The organism is Fibrobacter sp. HC4, assembly GCF_023373925.1.
GTDB lineage: Bacteria > Fibrobacterota > Fibrobacteria > Fibrobacterales > Fibrobacteraceae > Fibrobacter.
Genome location: NZ_JALCZV010000004.1, coordinates 95,645 through 114,880 on the forward strand (window position 1 = coordinate 95,645; position 19,236 = coordinate 114,880).

The 19,236-nt window shown below is 48.6% G+C and carries 8 protein-coding genes; 1 reads left to right on the top strand and 7 read right to left on the bottom strand.

The genetic code is table 11. The features are described from left to right. Positions 1–547 precede the first annotated feature (547 nt). Complete coding sequence (locus MMG03_RS16045) at positions 548–6,076, top strand: VWA domain-containing protein (protein ID WP_249505653.1); 5,529 nt, start codon at positions 548–550, stop codon at positions 6,074–6,076. A gap of 4 nt (positions 6,077–6,080) precedes the next feature. On the opposite strand, the gene MMG03_RS03885 is transcribed toward MMG03_RS16045, so the two are convergent. The 7 genes from MMG03_RS03885 to MMG03_RS03915 form a co-directional block, all read right to left on the bottom strand. Continuing rightward, positions 6,081–6,944 carry a hypothetical protein gene (locus MMG03_RS03885; protein WP_073161119.1) on the bottom strand — a complete coding sequence of 288 codons (864 nt, stop codon included), beginning with the start codon at positions 6,942–6,944 and terminating at the stop codon, positions 6,081–6,083. 69 nt (positions 6,945–7,013) lie between these two features. Beyond that, the gene (locus MMG03_RS03890; protein WP_249505654.1) at positions 7,014–8,585 is read right to left on the bottom strand and encodes a diguanylate cyclase domain-containing protein; all 1,572 of its coding nucleotides are present in this window, start codon (positions 8,583–8,585) and stop codon (positions 7,014–7,016) included. 40 nt (positions 8,586–8,625) lie between these two features. Beyond that, entirely contained in the window at positions 8,626–10,323 is a 1,698-nt protein-coding gene (locus tag MMG03_RS03895; RefSeq protein WP_088658894.1) for a carbohydrate-binding protein, read from the bottom strand. A gap of 167 nt (positions 10,324–10,490) precedes the next feature. Next, a complete protein-coding gene (locus MMG03_RS03900; protein ID WP_249505655.1) occupies positions 10,491–12,308 on the bottom strand; it encodes a carbohydrate-binding protein in 1,818 nt (605 codons plus the stop codon). A gap of 95 nt (positions 12,309–12,403) precedes the next feature. Next, positions 12,404–13,924 (bottom strand): carbohydrate binding domain-containing protein, encoded by a 1,521-nt coding sequence (locus MMG03_RS03905; RefSeq protein ID WP_249505656.1) that lies wholly within the window; start codon positions 13,922–13,924, stop codon positions 12,404–12,406. Between the two features lie 205 nt (positions 13,925–14,129). Beyond that, on the bottom strand, positions 14,130–16,496 hold the full coding sequence (locus MMG03_RS03910; RefSeq protein ID WP_073161123.1) for a family 43 glycosylhydrolase: 2,367 nt from the start codon (positions 16,494–16,496) through the stop codon (positions 14,130–14,132). Positions 16,497–17,518: 1,022 nt separating this feature from the next. Next, a complete protein-coding gene (locus MMG03_RS03915; RefSeq protein ID WP_249505657.1) occupies positions 17,519–19,117 on the bottom strand; it encodes a sialate O-acetylesterase in 1,599 nt (532 codons plus the stop codon). Positions 19,118–19,236: the final 119 nt, after the last annotated feature.

Sequence of the window (19,236 nt, forward strand, 5' to 3'; positions counted from 1 at the left end):
TGGACAAGTTGTCAACACTCCAAGTCAGACGATTTACGCGTCAAAAACTAGACCAAAAACATATTTTTTAATTAATTTGATTAAATTTTACCAAATAACTTAATTTCGTATAAAATATTACTATATTATGGACAACTCCAAACTTGAATGACAAGTTTCGTTGTTATCCTCCTAACCCCCTACAAGTCCCGGCATATGCTGGGGCTTGTTTTTTTTTAAAAATGTTTAAGAATTTTTATAAATGCAGACTTTTTGATAAACAGCCCAAGAGTAAAATTTCCGAAACAAGAACTTAAAACGCCTATTCCAAATAGAATTACTATCCATTTGTACACTCAAAAGTGTGTAAATTTTTTCTTTGTTATAGTTTGCTTAGACATCCCCACGTTCACCCCTACCCCGTAGCATTTCCGTCACATTTTTGTTTTCAAAAAAAAGTTTGCGACCAAGGGCCCTATTTCTAAATTTCGCCTTGTCCGCATAAAAATCTCAAAAATCTCTGAGGTCAACCTTGAGTCTCAAGAATTTTTTCGGGCGTGTCTTAGGAGTGTGTATTATTAGTCTAGCCGCATCTGCTGTTTTTACGGCAGGTGCTTTTGCTGCAGGCTCCACCTACAAGATTTCCGCCACCGCCACAGAATACAACGTCAAGAATAATGGTTTCCTAGGTTCCACCAACTATTCCAACGAAGGGGTCAGACTTATCTTTGTCGCACCCACCACAGGCACCTATACCATCAATTTCCAGACCGACGCCCCCGACAAAGAGTTTAAGATCATAAAGACAGACTCGTCCTACAACGCCAACTTTTTAACCACCTACTTCTATTCCACCTTCAAGGACTCTGTGGCGGTAAATGCTGGCGACAGCCTCTTCTACAAGGTGAACAACTACTGGTACGCCGATACGCTGGAAAACTTCAAAGTCAGCTACAGCACCCTTACGGCCACCACAAAAAATTTGACCGTCACTTCAGCGTCGAAAAATTGCTACACCAGCGGCTCCTCCGGCAAAGTGGTCGTCGGCACAAAGCAGACTTTTTTCGGATACGGGAAAGAGGGGTACCGCCCCGCCGGTTGGAAATACACTTCCGATTCCCTTCGCGCATACGATAACATCACCTATAAGTTTAGCGCCTATTTCTACGGGAACACAAAGCTGGAACTCCAGTGCGAACCCGGCAAAATTTACGACATCACCACCAAGCGTACTGGCTACGACACCGACCGCGATTTTTATGACGTCAAGCCAGAAAACGGCATATGGTTCCGCTACGTCTTCCCAGACACGAACCTCCACGTGATCAAGGGCAGCCCCAAGAGCAGGACCCATTATTTCTACTCATACGAAAACGATTCCACCTTCACGACCTCAAAAGGGAACAGAAGCCTCTACCGCTATTCCTTCGTCCCAGTCAAGGGCAAGAAGGGAGACTCCTGGTATTTCAAAGACAAGCAATCATACTACGATTACAAGGATTCCCTCTTCATCCAGGCAATGGACGCCGCCATTGTCACCACCCAGGGCAAGACCAGGCCCGACACCGTCGGAATCAACGACACCCTTTCTGTATCGGTAAGCGTCAAGGCAGACTCCCAACTGGTCAACTGGTACGTCATATCGGGCAAAGGTACTTTCGCAGACTCCTCCCTCAAAAGTACCCTATTCATACCTTCTACGGCCCAGGCTACTATTGGTTACAAGTTGAAACTGGGCGAGATGTACACCCTGACAAGTAAGCCGACCTCTTACAGCACCCCTAAAAACGGATCCGCCACTAAAGACGGTTATTACGGCATACGTTTCAAGTTCGTCGCCACAGATTCCAGCAATTATACAATCTCGTACAACACCCAAAATACCATACACATACTTTCTTATCAGGACGACAGCCTGTTTTCTCGCAGCAAGAGCAGCACCTACAATTATAACGGCAACGGCCATGCCTTTACCGCCGAAAAGGGGAAAACCTACTACTTCTTGCTGGACCAATATTCAGACCCGGCCGAGACAATAAACGTAAGCGTACAGAAAGCGCTGAAGGTGGATGCAGACATCGACTCCACGCAAGGATACATCTACATCTCCGGCAACCAGAAAAATTACGACTACTCCCACATCAAGGGAGACTCTCTCAGCCTATCCGCTTACAGCCGCAACGACTACATATTCTCCAAGTGGGAAGTGACAAGCGGGCAATGCTCCGTTCTCGACCCCAAGAAAGCTAGCACAAAACTGGTCATCAACAGCGATTGCCGCATAAAGGCCGTCTATAGGCTGGGCCAGGTCTATCCCATCATCGCAACGCCCGTTTCGTACGACTTTAACGATCACAGCTTTAGCAACGCTTCATACAACAAGGAAGTCCGTCTCAAGTTCGTAGCCCCAAAGGCAGGAAAGTACACCATCGCCATATCACGCCCTGTCGTAGATTACAGCGAAAGAGCCCTACAAATCACCCGATACAAATCTTCAGCATTCAGTACTGCAGACACCTTATTCAGCTACGTATCAAGCATCCTGATAGACACACTGAACATGAACGCAGGAGATTCCATTTTCTACTCAGTGAAATCTTATTACAGCAACTATCAGGACGATCCCTTCTGGATCAGCTATTCCCAGAATACAGCCTCCCTGACGATCATCACAGATTCCTTGGGAACAGCCTCCCCCAGCGGTTACTCGTCGGCCTACACAAACGTGGCCTATCCCATCCGAATTTCTTCTTCCAAACACAACCGGTTTGACCACTGGAGAGTCATCAAGGGAAAGGCAACCATCAAAGATTCCCTAAGTAACGGAACCGTGGTCATTATCAGGGATTCCTCCACAATCAAGGCTGTATTCAAGAAAGGCGTCTTCAAGACCTTGTCTACAGTCAAGAAGCATTACGACTTCTATAAGGACTTCTACAGCGAAAGTCTCCGTACTTCTGTCTTGTTCAAGTGGACTCCCTCAGACACCTTAAAGCACATGCTGGGTATCACGTTTGATTCGACTACGTCATACACCATCAATCACTGGGGAACCGACTCCACCTTGAGCAACTCTACGCGATCCTGGGTTGCAGTTGGCAACACTTTCCAAGCCCAAGTTTCAGGAACACCCGGAGTCCCCCTCTATTTTGAAGTTAAGCTGAGCAGCGCATACGGATTCAAAAACCCGGGTTTCACCATCAGCGAACAGACTCCCGTCACCGTTATCGTTTCAGAATCAAGTAACGGCAGAGTCTTCCCTAAAAACGAAATCATAACTTACCCCGGCTTTGACACCTCCTTGACCGCGATTCCCTATGGCGGCTACAAATTCAAGTCCTGGGAACTGGTAACCGGAACAGCCACTTTCGCAAGCAAGGATTCCGCCACTACGAGAATCAAGCCCACTTCCAGACAATGCACCATCCGCCCGAATTTCGAGCTGGACTCCAGTACGGTTACCGCCGTAAGCATCCTGGACATCAACTTGAACGAACATCCGGGCGTTTGCGTTTCCGTATCGGCAAGCGACAGTAAAACAGGGAACCCCATCCAGAACTTGTCCGCAGAAAACTTCGAAATCTTCCAGGATGGCAAAAGTGTTCCCACCCAGGTTTCCACTATGGAGCAGGTGGGAGGCGTTTCCGTGGCCCTGGTCGTTGATGAAAGCGGATCTATGTCGGGAACAAGAATTACCGAAGCCAAGGAATCCATCCGTAAATTCATCTCGGATATGGGCCAATACGATAGAACGGCAATCGTAGGCTTCTCTGGCGGAAGCAATTACAAGGTCCACCAGACCATGACATCGGATAAGGAATTGCTGATGAATGCCGTTGACCGGCTTACAGCATCCGGCGGGACCAACATCAAGACCGGAGCCTATTACGGCGTAGAACAGGTCTTTGGCGAAACCAACCCAACGGCAGTCATCATTTTCTCTGACGGCGATAACGGATCCGAAACCATTTCCAGCGACGAAGTAATCGATTACGCCAAAAGTCTAAATACCACCATCTATTCTGTAGGCATCGGCGGCAACTACGAAGTTCCCCTGAAAGAATTGGCAGAAGCTACTGGAGGCACCTACACTAACGCACCTACCGCAGGACAATTGGCTTCCATCTATTCCGAAGTCAGAACCTCCGTACAGACCCGCTACGTTGTCTGTTACCGAAGCCCCGATATGATTCTTGACGGAGACGTCCATACCGTTTCAGTGAACGTCAAATTCCTGGAAAACGCTTCTCAGAAAACCGCCACCTGGAGTGAAGATTTTACGCCACCCATTATCCGTCTAACGGACTCCACCAAGGCCCTCATCGGCAAAAAGCAAGCCGCAGGCGACTCCATTGTTATCGAGGCTCGCATTACCACCAAGAGCGACGTGGACTACGCCCGGATCTACTTGCGTCATGCAGGCATCCCCCAAGGATCCTTCAGCCCTTATGACATAGAAAATGTTTCTGGCAACTTGTGGCGTTTTGTGGTTAGCGACTCCATGGCCGTGGCTCCGGGAATCGACTTCTACATCATAGCCGCTGACACGACAGGTCTAATGGGCCGCGGCCCTAATGTCAGCAACCCCGCCGCGCAACCCTACACCATTCCCATTGACAACCAGGCACCTTCCGTTTCCATGGTTTACAACTGCGCAGACACTTCTAACGGAAAGGCAACCTTCTCCTTTAACATCCTGGACAACGACGGCATTTACGAAGCCAGACTGTTCTACAAGAATTCCGACATGGTTGTCTTCAACGGCAAAGCCCTTAGTCACCTGGCCGGCGAAAACCGTTGGTCTGTAAAAATTCCGTCAAGTTTATTCCAAGGTGATAGCGTTGAATTCTACCTGAGAGCCACTGACAAGGCTGGCGTTACCACCCGCTGGAAAACCTTCAGGAATTCATTCATCAACGCCTGCGAAGAACCTATTGAAGAGGAAGAGGAAATCCCCGAAGAAGATTCCACCCGTGTAGCGGACAAGGCCGAAATATATGATTTGAATCTGGATGGTACCGCAGACTTTATAAAGATCCGTTTCCAGGAAAAGCTTCTGAAAAAGATCGCCGGCATCGACACCTTGTTCTGGAATAGCCCCGATGGAGATTGGCGAAGCGTTACCCAGAACAACGTGGAAATTTCAAGCGATTCCCTTTGGATTACAGCCAATTTGGAGCCCTTCAAATATGGCCTTACCAGCGCAAAGAATTCACCCTACCTGAGAATCCTTCACAAGAAAAGGGGCAAGACGCAGAAACTGAAAATCAGGGACAAGATTGGCGCAGTTGTTGTCAGCGCCCAGAAGCGCCCCGGCGAATTCGCCATAAACAACGATATGGGCGGAATCAACGAAATCTACCCCGACACATTAATCGTCAAACTGTCAGAACCTATCGAAGTAAAAGAAACGACCTCTTCCAAGAAATCAAAAAAATCTGAAGATAGGGAACCTTGGCAAAAACTGTTCCGATATTCAGAAAAATGCGAAGATACAGTTTCCCACCCCATCAATCTGCTGAGCATTCCGAAAAAGGATTCATCGGGGTTGGTGTGGACCTTACTTCTGAAAGACCGCGTCGTAAACGTAGGCAACTGCATCATCACAGACCATCAGGCCCCTTATCAGGATGAAGCAGGAAACGCTATGGGCCGCGGAGGCGTAGAGGCTACCGGCACCGACATCGCCACCTATCTTTACAAGATCAGGAGCAACCCCTCTGTCAGCGGCTTAGGCCAACCTGTCGAATGGATTCCCGACGGTCAGGACGAATGGGAAACTCAACCCGATTCTATTTCTAGCGTAGAGGTATGGACAATCGCCCCCTATAAGGTCTCTGTCACCATTTACGATGGAATGGCCCAGGTGCTTGCCACCTTCAACCAGGAATTCGGCTCAAACGGCGAAATGGAAATGGAAAGCCGCAGTAGCAGCGAGCACCGTTACAAGGTTGGATTCATCAGCTGGAACCAGCGTTCGTCAGAAGGACGACTCGCCGGAACCGGAGTCTACACCTGGAGAATCCTGTTCAGATTCGAAGACGGGCATTCCGAACTCCGAGTCTTGAATACAGGCATCAAGCGCAAACAGAAATAAAAAATCAGTTCACCTTAGCCTTGTCTGCTTTTCGGTTCTGGTCACCGATCTTAATGCGAACCGTAAAGCAGTTTTCCAGATTCAAAGCCCTCAGGAATTCATGAAGGATTCTGTATTCATCGCCTGCGGTAAAAGCCTCGAAATTCTTCTGGAAGATATTGAAAGTGTGGGCCACATCGTCTACCAGTTTCTGAGGCACTTCAAACATTTCTACAAAGCTGACACCGTACAGCTTTCTAAACAGGAAGGCGGGCAACACCATTACACTCCTGAACCAGTCCGTAACGACCTGGGATTTCTGGGGCTTGGCATTCTGCTGCTTGATGACGTTTACATAGGTGCGGATTTCCTTGCCCATGGCATTCAGCTGTAAGGGACGGAATTCTTTCATCTGATAGATTTTTGCGTCTGCAATCAAATCCATAGAGGCACAGACAAAGAAGTTGGTAAAGTCGGAATACAGCGACTGGGACATGGATTCCAGCACTTCCATCTGAGACTCGGGAACAATCTTTTCTAACTCGCCACGGAACTTACCCACGGCATTCCTGAAATTAGATTCAGTACAGCAGACTTCATGCTCCCTGTTATTCAGAATAGATTCGCGAGCCATCTCAAAGCGGACGACTTCACGCAATTTCTTATACACGTCACCTTCATCGTCAGAAGTTTCCATCTTGACACCATACTTCTTTTCTACAGAGTCGGCCTTCTGCTTGACAAGGGCAGCATAATCCGTCTCGCTACAAATCTTCATAGAAGATGAAATCAACTGCTTGAAAAGTTCATTGTAACGGTCAGCGGACTGACTGTCAACGGGCTTAAAGTTCAGCAATCCTTCCAGGGCGTTATCGAATTCGTTCTGCATATACTTACCAATTTCAAAAAATCCCGGTCAAATGCCGGGAGGCTAATTTAACGATGCCAAATATAGCTTTTAACCGAAACTTTTCATCGCTCTCTTATTTTCGTACATGGCGTCATGGGCACGCTGCACCGCATCAACAAGAGGTTCGTTCGTGTAACAGTTATAGACGGCAAGTCCCTTGGCAATAGAGATGCGATCCCAGGGAGCAGAATCTTCGGAACGGGTAGCAGCCATCTTGCGGTCCATTTCAGCCAGAAGAGCCTCGCGGTTTCTGTAGTCTTCATACTGGAGGACAGCCACAAATTCGTCTCCGCCAACACGGAATACGGGACTATGGCCAAACACCTGGCAAATAATCTGGCAAGCGTTCTGCAAGAGCAAATCACCATGATCATGGCCGCTGCATTCATTTACCTTTTTCAAGTTGTTCACATCAAACGAGACAAAGCCCAATTCCGTAACGGCAAACATGTTCACCTTATTCTGCAGGTCTGCCAAAAAAGTATCAAAGGCCGTTTTATTGCGCACCCCAGTGAGGCCATCCTTAAAGGCCACGCCCCTTACAAAACCCATATACTCCTTCACATACTTTCGGATTGCAGCAAAATTATGGGCAAGATCCTCCACTTCATCATCAGAATGGAATTCCAGCGAAACATCAATATTTCCGGCAACCATTTGATTGGCGGATTCAGTCAGCGCCGTCAGAGGTTCTGTAATAGAGCGGGCCATACGTACAGAAATCAAACCGAAAACAAGAAGGATTATAAAAGTAAAGCCCATAATTTCGGCAACCAGTGCATCGCGCTGCATATTGGTCTCGGAGGCTGGAACTTCTAGCACAAGCACCATCCCATTAGAAAGGACTCTCTTCACGCAGACCCTGCGGAAATTATCAGGAACCCTAGAACCTCTCGACAGAGACGGATGATAAATTACAGTTCCATTCTTGTTTTCCAGGTAGGCATATCCTGACTCAAGGAATGAAATGCTCGCGATTTCTGAAGTCAGATACCCAAAGTCGATATCAACACCAACAACGCCAACTTCCGTTCCGAACTTGACCAAGGGCATCACATAGGATATCATGTAAATATCGACATTCTTATTTTCGTAAGGATCCATCCAGATGGGTTTACCCGAAATAACGGGGACGTAATACCAACCCACATGTTCGATGTCGCTGGGATCGTACTTTGAAAAATCGGTCGGGACCTGCTTCAGGATGTTTCCGTTCTTACTTGTCTTGGCCAGAAAAACCCCAGAAGTGGGAGGCGTAAACTTGGGATTATAACGCAAATACACAGCCACAGCACCATTCACGTTATGGATGGTCGCCCGCATAAAATTCAGGTTGTAATCCGTAAACGCTTGCTGGCGCAAGGTATCCTTCAATTCATCCAAATCATCAAGCCCATCCAACACCACATAAGATACGGTCTTCACATACTGCTCGATATTCTGCAACCTGGCAGAAATGCGGGCTGATTCCCTCTGGCTGATCAACTGCAGATGTTCCTGGGTGTCGTCCTTGACAAAATGACTAGCACACAAAATGCCAAAACCTCCCACGAATACTGCGCAGAGCAGCAATACGGAGAGGTTTAATCTTAGGATTTTGCTATGAATAGACGTCTTCATGGGTTAAAATATAACCAAAACGCCTGTATACAGCCGACAGCTACTTCACATTAAACTTTACAGCGGGACCATAAGCGGGTTTCGCCACATAAATTCCAGGATTTTTCACAAGCCCGCGAACCTGTTCCGCAATACCCGCAGACAAACCGTACACAGTCCCCACATAATTTCCATTTACGGTAAAGACTGAATAGTTCTGCGGAGTAGCCACGTTAAATTGCAGGCGTGTTCCGACAACCGCATTCGGATCTCCAAGACTGACCCAGTCCACATTGCCGTAAGCACCCGTAAACTGTAGCTTCAGCACATGTTCCCCTTCGGCGATTTCAGACACGGGGAATTCGATTTCGGAATAGGTTACCCAATCTCCGCCCTTGGGAATCTTGACCGTATCGGTCACCGTCTTGTCGTCGATGTACAGGATAAAGCCTGCCCCCTCGAGACCGCTAGCCACTCGGGCAGAACCGACAAGAGAATCATGGGCTCCAACGTTCACAGAATATTCCAGCCATTCACCCACCTGGGTATAGCCCAAGGAATAGCCTTCGCAATCCTTGGTATTCAGGGAGTCGGAGCAGCCAAAGCCAACGATATCCACAGCATCATCCCTATAGACATTTCCCTGGTTTGAAGCATCCTTGTCGTAGAAGGAAACACGGTTTCCGCCCTTGTCATAATTTTCAGCTTCAATTTTTCCGGGCAACGCAATGATTCCGTCAAACGGCTCTTGAACGGCAGGAGTCGTCTCAACAGTATCCGTCCAGGAATACTGCATACGGTCTACGCCAGACTGGTTCACGATTTCAAGTTTGGTATTGGCTCCTTCACCGGAACGGGTTACCATACTGTACCAGTCACCATCGCGGAGGCCAACCCAGTAGAAACTGCCCATCTGCCATTCACGAAGTTGTTCGGACATACCGCGAATGTAGGCCATGAAGTAGTTGGTGGGATTGGGATCGTTGTAATCCATGATCTCGTAATGAACGCCGTTCTTGTCGCCAGGGCCCATAGCGCCACCCCATTCGGTTGCCACGGTGCGGTCGGCGTACTTGCCCACCTTGCCCTTGAAACTGTTCATCCAGCCCTGTTCGGTAGTAATGCTCATGTTCCAGAAGGTGTATTCGTGCACTGCGAAAAGGCATCCATCAAAACGGGAATCGTCGGCGATTTCGGGCACATTCCATGCGAGACCAGTACCATCCAGCAAAACATGGTCACGAGGAACATCCGGGTAACGAGCCAGCCACTTTGCGTACAGATTACGAAGTTCGTCCTTGGTGTACATGTGGGGTTCGTTGAAAATTTCGAAATAGGCATTGGGATTGTCACCGTATTCCTTGATGACGGTATCCCACATTTTCCACCAGTCATCCATGTTCTTGGGGCCGGCGGGCTGTGCAGGGCCCCAGTAGCCAACGAGCATACGACCGTGAGCCAGAATACCGTCGATAATGCCCTTATAGGAGCTCCAGGCCTTTAAAGCGGTAGGTTCGTTAATAGGAATGCGCAGGCTGTTGATGCCCAGTTTTTCTACGAACTGGCTCATGACGCGGTCGGACAGCGCGTAGGCGGCCTGGTAGTCCTCAGTGCCGGTCATGCCGGAAAGTTTCAGCACATCGGAGACGAAATTGTCACGCTTATCAGCCCAGTTCGTACCGCGGAACTGATTCGTTACCGCAAAGGAGCTAACGGCAAAAACAGCAGCAAATGCTGCAACGGAAACCAATTTCCCCATAATATCCTCTCAATTGCGTCAACCACGACGCACCAACCGTAAACGGAACCACCACAATCCTGTTTACAAGTCTAAAGATATTTTTCACAGCGGTAAAAAACGCAAACAAAAAAAAAGTTCCTTTGACATTTTGTCAAAGGAACCAAAATCAATCTGACTTGTTTTTTTTAGCGAAGCAGATACATGCCGTTGGAACGCTTCTTTGTTTCGCGACCCAGATTTCGGCCCGTCAGAGAATAGGCGTTACGTTCGCCCTTCACAAGACCGGCAGAACGGCTCTGAGCCACCTTCTTACCAATGCGAGCTGTACCACTACCCTCGAACTGAACATAGTCAATATCCATCCAGTCACTAGTAACAGTAAAGCGGAGAATGTGTTCGCCCTTGGTCAAGTTCACCTTCTTTTCAACCAGGTTGTAGTCATCGTAATTATTATCGCCTTCACCCTTGGGCACGGAGATTTCTTCGGTAATGTCAGTACCGTCTACAGAGAACTTGAAGCTGGAAGTTTCGTTGGCAGAAGCCACATAGGCGCCCAAAGTGTATTCACCTGTTTCGGCAACATCAACTGTATATTCGAGCCAATCACCCTTCTGGTTGTAACCAATTACAATGCGGCCGTCAGTCTTTTCATAAATGTCTACGGGAGTTCCCTTACGGTAATCGCTGTTGCCCTGATTTTCGGAATCGCCATCGCTATAGGAAACGTTACCCTGGCCGATACCGCTAACGTCAAAATCTTCCATTTCGATCTTGCCGGGGATTGCAAAGGCCTTGCCCTTGAACGGTTCGCGGGGAACGGGTTCAAGAATCAAGCGGAGCAATACAGAACCGTGAGCAGGAACTTCTGCCGAAACACTAGATCTGGGACCAAGATCCTTCTTCTGCCAGGCATCGCGAACTTCCACTTCACCAGTTACACCGATATCTGCGAAATCGCATTCGATAGTCTGGGTAGAGGTATTGTCATTCAGGAGGGCTACAGCGAGGTCACCATTGCGCAAGGGCTTGGTCCAAACCTGCTTACCATCTACATTAGAAATTCGATGTCCCTGCACGCCCAGGGAATCCTGGTTAATGGCAATCATATCCTTGTTCAGGTAAAGATCCTTCACCTGGTCGCTCATCTTGCGGACATCGGAACTGATCATGATGGGAGCCGCCATAATGGACCACATGGTCATCTGGGACTTCTGTTCTTCATAAGTCAGGTTTCTGTTATCCACTTCGAGCATGTCCGGGTCATTCCAGTTACCCGGCTTTGCAATCTTCCAGTACTTGTCATTGGCATCGATAATTTCGTAAACGCCGCGGTACCAGGAGGTAGATCTCCATTCGGGGCCAATATCGAAAGTGGTACGCCACAGATGGGCGATTTTCGGCATCCAGTCCTTATATTCCCAGGCGCAAATGCTGAACACGATGTCGCGGCCGGAATTGCGGAGAGCCTTGGACATACGGGTGTAATCTTCTTCCTGGTTGGAGCCGGGAGCCGGGTCGCAGTTATCGTACTTCAGGTAGTCAACGCCCCATTCGGCAAACTTCTTGGCATCCTGTTCTTCGTGCATGTAGGAGCCGTTTTCGCTTACCCAGTTGCTGTTGTAATGATGGCAGGTACGTTTACCGCGGTCGCCATACACGCCGAACTTCAAGCCCTTCTTATGAATGTAATCGGCCAGAGCCTTCATGCCACTGGGGAAAGTCTTGGGATGGTTCTGGAGGTCGCCATTGGCGTCGCGCTTGGTGTCCATCCAGTTGTCGTCCAGATTCAGGTAGATATAGCCAGCATCGCGAAGGCCAGAAGAAACCATGGCGTCGGCCACTTCCTTGATCTGGGTTTCGTTGATGTTTTCGTGGAATACGTTCCAGCTGTTCCAGCCCAGCGGCGGCGTAAGCACCAAGCTATCGGGGTGGGCATTTGCAGTAACGGCAGCTACAGCCATAGCGGCTGCAGCAAGACCCATCTGTTTCTTCAAACCGAACATCTTTTCACTCCTGTTTAATTCGGTATTAAACTATCCACTTCTGTCACTGAAAACACCAACCTACCAGGATATTTCATGGACATTTTGTCTAGATATTATCGACCAACCTGAATCGATTTCACAGAACTTCCTGAACGAACCATATACACGCCAGATTTTTTTACCAGCGAAAGTACATTCGATTTCATTTCATTGAAATTCAAGGCATCAATCTTTCCAAGGTAGGCACCAGATAAACCGTAGACTTCATAAGTTCGTAAAACATTACGATCCAAATCCAACGCATGCACAGCGGTTTCGCAGCAGGGAACCATGGGCACATCATTTTCATCAACCTTTTCAATGGAAACATTATCCAGCATAAGGGTTCCCGTAGATGTCGCCGCATTAAAGCTTAGGCGGACATTGGTGTCCGTCGCAGCGGTCATCTGGAAATAGAATGAAAGGGGCTGCATGGAAGTACTAACGTCAAAATTCTGGACCGCGGTCAAATAGCTATCCCAAGGATCTTCGTGCTGTTCCACGTTCACTTCAAGAACACGATCTGCATCGGCACCGGCCTCAAAACTGACCTTGTACCATTCACCCTGTTCAAGATGAAGATTGTGCTGGATCAGCTGCACGGTATAAGGCTGCGGCCCGACAGCGGAAATATCAAGAACATACTTGCCATCCTTCACAGAACCAACGGACTTACCATCGCCATGATTCTGGAGGGTCCATGCATTCGCAGTAGAATCGAAACCACCATTATAAATGCTGTCGCGGTTGGTGGGTTCAACAAAAGGAGGTACGGCAGGCGTTTCCGCTACCGCTCCGTCGAGAGAGAAGCGCTTTACAAAATTCCAGATTTCGTCAGAGGTATTGACGCTGGCCAAATCCATGGAATACCAATGGCCCTTATCCTTAATGGAAATCAGACGGATATCGCTATTTTCCTTACAGCCGCTCCATTTTTCCATGGAGGCTGCAGAAGTGGTTTTGCCAACTGGATATTGGGAAATCTTTTCGGAGTTGGAGGAACAGCCTTCGTATTCCACCCAACGCTTCAAATAGGAAACAGCGCTGTTGTAGTTCACCGTAGGATCCGTCGTGCCGTGAGTATGTAGAATCGGCATCATGCGCTTGCTGGCGGGAGCGGGATTTCCAACCGGGTAGCCGGACACGGGAGCAATTGCAGCAATCTGGTCGCTCATCTTGTTAGCAGCGTGATAGCTCATCATGCCGCCCATGGAGAAGCCTGAAACATATACGCGTTTCTTGTCAATTCCGTATTTCGTATACATTTCATTGATGATTGCTTTCAGGAAGTTCACATCCTTGTCGCCAGAAATATCCCAGGACTTATTTTCGCCATTAGGGAACACCACCACAAATCGGGCGGTATCCGCGATTTCTTCCCACTTAGCCGCATCATGCTGGTAGGGGGCATCCTGATTCATGCCATGCATCTGAATAATCAGGGGGCGATCTTTTTCGATATTAGTGGGTGCGTAAACCAGCATATTACGGTTCGCACCATTCACATTGATATTCTGAGAAGGAATTCCAAAGGAACTTCCCATAAATACAGTCAACGCAGCAAATGCTGCGACAAAGAACTTTTTGCCAGACATCCACATCCTCATTTTTAAGGTTAGCGGACACCACTCCGCGAACCCACCTTAAAACTATATGGGTTGTAAGCAAAAAGAAAACATCAAACCATAACAACTATGGATAAAAAGTCCATGACAAAACAAGCAAAAAAAAACGGCACCCGACGTAAATCAGGTACCGCTTTAGTGTATGGGATGTGTTATGAAAGATCGTTTGTAAAATTTACTTGGTCACGGAAATCTTGTGAACCAGGCCACCACGGACAGGCTTTACGATATACATGCCGCTCTGCTTTACAAAATCGCGGGTAACGTTCACGATATCGGCGCCATTGCTGTTCACGATTCCCAGCAAGTTTCCGTTCAGGTTAAACACGCGGTAGTTCTGCTGACCGCCAACCACCATGCGAATGTCCCTGATGGAGGTGGTGCCAATAGGAGCGGGATCCGTTGCGTCCTTACCTTCGGCAAAGTTAAAGTAGTCAATGTCGAACCAGTCTGCGGTGGCGGTAAAGCGCAGGATATGTTCACCGGCAGGCAGGACCACATTGGCATTCACCTTGTTGTAATCATCAAAGTTCTGTTCTTCGCTATCACCGTCTTTCTTTGCAGCAGGAACAGCGATATCTTCAGTAAGATCCTTACCATCCAGAGAAAGCTTGAAGCTGGAGCCACCATCGGAAGCGACTGCGGCAAACAAAGTATAGTCACCAGCCTTTGTAACATTGATGGTATATTCCAGCCATTCATCCTTCTGGATATAGCCAACCACAATGCGGTCGCCAGATTTCTTGTACAGATCTACGCCAGTATCCTTACGGTAATCGGAGCATTCGCTAACCTTGTCACCAGTGCAGGCACGATTTTCAGAATCCTTGTCGCTGTAAGACGGACCGCCCTTGCCCTTACCCGGATCGTCAAAGTCTTCAGCTTCGATCTGGCCAGGAAGTGCCCACGGAGTCTGGGTTGCATTGTGTGCCGTCTGGGGAATAGGTTCTGCGCCGGCACCATCCAGGTAGATTTCATCATTTGCGTCTACACCAATCTTGAACCAGTCAAAGTCAACAGATCCGCCAGCGGTTTTTGTTGCCCAGTTGAACAAGCCAAAACGATTACCCACGAACATGTGCAAATCGAAGCTCAAGCTTACATTAGTACCGATCTTCTTCCAAGAACTGCCATCTTCGCTGTAGTAGAAGGAGGCTGTGCCCTTATCGATAGGAATGTCAAAATCGACGCGGAGGTAAACCTTGGAGCCAGAAAGATTTTCAGAAGCCTCGCGCTTTTCACCATCCTTGGTGCCGCTGTACATGACAACCTTATAGCTGCCGCTTTCCTTCGTAATGGCCACCATGCCCTTGTTGTCCTGCCAAGCAGCAAGACCGGCAACATCGCCATCATTCATATTAGTGCCATCCACCAAGGTACGGCCAACGCACTTGGGGCCAAAGGTACGCTGAGTCAGCATATTCTTGACGCTGGTAATGCGGGCATCGGTACGGCCAGTGGTAATGCGGAGCTTGCCATCAGCCAGTTTCCACTTGGAGTTATCCGGATTGTGGTTCCACTGCCATTCCAGCGGAAGTTCGTCGCCATCAAAGTCATCGGAAGTGACCATGCCGTAACCCGGTTCCACTTCGCTAGGCAAATCCAAAGTTGCGGGAGCCTTCTTGGAACCGCCTTCAGGTTGCGGCCAACCATCCTTCCACACCGTGGGAACCAGGTGAGAAATACGGCCAATAGGACCAGAATCGCGGAACAGGAGCGCATACCACTTGCCATCGGGAGTATCAAAAATACCGCCCTGGGCTACGCCATTATCCTGCAAGAAGATTCGGCCGGTAAAGCCATCCAAAAGGTTCTTGGAACGATAAACAATTTCAGTACGGCAAGCGCCTGCGGGCCAAGAAATAGTAAACAGGTAGTATTCACCGTTCACCTTTTCCATGTGAGAGCCTTCCTGCTGCACATAGTAATCGCGATCGCCCTTGCCGGTAATCTTGTTGACACTAACGCCACCAACCTTGCCGCTCTTGCCGCCAGCCTTTACGCCAGACGCATCGTCGTTCAGCTGCACATAGCTAATCTGATCGCCAGAACCGTAGAAAACCCAGGCCGTGCCGTCATCATCGAAGAACAGAGAGGGATCGTGATAGAAGGGCAGCTGGACTTCGCTCCAGGGGCCGCCTTCGATATCCTTGGTCTTGTAAAGGTGAGTCTTGTTGGTGGTATAAGACGGAGTCAGGACGTAATAGTAACCGTCCTTCTCTCGATAGCGGATGCTAGAAGCCCAGGAGCCCTTACCATAGGCATCCTTACCGCCGTTCAAATTCATGTTGTCGTTATTGGTCAGGGTTTCGTACACATAACCAATAGTGCGCCACTGAGCCAAATCGGTGCTCTTGAAAATGGGAATGCCCGGAGCGTAATGCATGGTGGTCGTCACCATGTAGTAGTTGCCCTCGACGCGTACAATGGAAGGGTCCGGAGAATCGGACCAGATCACCGGATTATTAACAGTGACGGCAAAGGCGCCAACTGCAGAACCGAGCAAAGCTGCTCCGGCAAAAAACTTCTTTAACAATCCCATATCAATCTCCTCAGCAGGCCACACCAACAACCTGCGGTTTTCATGACTATAAATTACCTCTGTCCAAGGACAAAAAACATGCCTAGACAAAAGCTTTTATTGACATTTTATCAATGAGGGGGGGGACGTTATAAACGTCTGACTGTTTTCTATAGGTTCTGCTTTGCGGGGAGAGGGCCCGCACTCGGAGTTACGAAGGCCGTCAGCCCTCTCCCCCGCACCCCTTTCCCGCCCGGCCACGTGAAAGCAGATTAGAACGTTATTGCACAAAAGGAACGTCTTTTTCACTCCTCACTAAAACATTTTTTCAATGAGGGGGGGGGACGTTATAAACGTCTGACTGTTTTCTATAGGTTCTGCTTTGCGGGGAGAGGGCCCGCACTCGGAGTTACGAAGGCCGTCAGCCCTCTCCCCCGCACCCCTTTCCCGCCCGGCCACGTGAAAGCAGATTAGAACGTTATCGCACAAAAGGAACGTCTTTTTCATTCCTCACCAAAACATTTTTTCAATGGGGGGGGGGGAGTTTNNNAAGCAGATTAGAACGTTATCGCACAAAAGGAACGTCTTTTTCATTCCTCACCAAAACATTTTTTCAATGAGGGGGGACCTTATAAACGTCTGACTGTTTTCTATAGGTACTGCTTTGCGGGGAGAGGGCCCGCACTCGGAGTTACGAAGGCCGCCAGCCCTCTCCCCCGCACCCCTTTCCCGCCCGGCCACGTGAAAGCAGATTAGAACGTTATTGCACAAAAGGAACGTCTTTTTCACTCCTCACTAAAACATTTTTTCAATGAGGGGGGGGACGTTATAAACGTCTGACTGTTTTCTATAGGTACTGCTTTGCGGGGAGAGGGTGTGATGCATCAAAAAAAAGAAAGGGTCCGCGAACGGACCCTTTCCCCTCTAACCACCAAAATTTCGTTTTATCCGTAAATCAGACCAAGTGCTACTGCTACAATGCCGCAGACAACAATCTGTTTTACGATGGAAATTTCGTGAGCGCCCATAAATCTTCCTTGGTGTTATTTTTCAACTCGCATAATGAAGTTCTTTTCGCCGGGGACACTGACCAGGTAAACGCCCTGCTTCTTGGTAGCAGACTTGCTTACGCGATTGCCCTGCATATCGAAGTACTGGGCCTTGGACATATCCACCTGCTGATTAGACTTCACACCCAAACGGATTGCCGTGGGATCTTCTTCAGAACTGCCCACCTTGACAAATTCCACATAGTCGATGTCAATCCAGTCGTTGGTGATTTCCAGTTTCAGCTCATGTTCACCAGCGGTGAGAGTTGCGGTGCCGCCCTTCACAGTCGTGTAGCTTTCTTCGCTAAAGCCCAAGCCCTCGTTGACCATTTCAGTACCGATCTGCTTTTCATCCATGTAGAGGACAAAGCTACCAGTGCTGTTTTCGCCAGCGATTCTTGCAGAAATTTCGTATTCACCATCAGCAGCCACGTTCACGGTATACTTGAGCCATTCGCCCTTCTGGCAATGACCGATAGCCATACCCTTATCCGGCTGGTAAATATCCACGTCATCCTTACGGAGCTTGCCACCTTCGTTGCCCTTGCTCAAGTCATAGTAAGCTTTTCCGGCGCCGCCCTTGTTGTAGTTTTCGGCCTGAAGCTTACCCGGAATTTCAATAGGATCTGCATAGGGGCCATATTCTTCAGGGGGTTCATCAGCCACTGTAGACTTGCTGGGGTCAACCAGATCCACGGCGGGTGCGTTGGGGTCAATAGTCTTGTCGATCAGCTTCAGCATTTCGGAGCAGTAACGCTTGCCCAGTTCAATGACACCTTCGCGTCCGAAATGGTAAACATCCTTGCCGTTACCCTTCAAGCCCTTGGAAGATGCCAAACCAAACTTCTTGAAGTTGTTCTTCAGCAGAGCAATGCCGCCGTTCTTGCTGGAACAGCAGTTGTTACCTTCCTGGAGCAATTCACCAGCCACGAAAGGAACTTCGTTTTCGTCCAGATCGAGAGCGTCGATAATGTCCTTGTAGGTCTTGTAAACAGTCTTACGCCAGTTATCATCAGTACCGTCAGATTCACCCTGATGGAAGATGAACCCCTTGATGACACCCACTTCCTTGGCCTTCTTGGCAAGTTCCAGAATACGTCCCGGAGGATTGTTGTCGTAATCCTTGGGCCAGCCCCAAGACTTAATGTCCTTACCATCGCCGTCAAAATAAGCCTGATACTGATCCTTGTCAAATGCGCGGATACTGACAGCACCGATAGCCACAGGAATAATGCCCACGGTCACACCCGGCAGGGAGTCCACCATGGCGCGGCCAAAGTAGTCAGCGGGGGAAAGCTGTTCAAACGAGTGGAACATGGGGGGAATTGCCGGATACCATTCTCCGGTCTTGATAGACTGGGTTGTGGAACCAGTACGGCTGCTGGCATTTGCCGTGTGAGAAGCCAGCATAATAAAGTTCTTGGGTTCCTGAGCCTGATCCACAGACGGAACGATTTCACCGTTACCCGACATATTGGACTGGCCATAGGCAATATAAATATGGAAATTCGGATTGGGTGCAGCAAAAGCACAACCGGCAACAGCCAATACACCCAGCGCCGCCTTCATAAATTTAGACTTAATTGTATTCATAACACTCCTCGTACAACTTATCACACTATAAACTATTCTTTAATGGAATAAAAAGCAAAATTTCTACACGTAAAATATGGATTATATGTCCAAAAAAACGTCATATTTTAAAAAAAAGG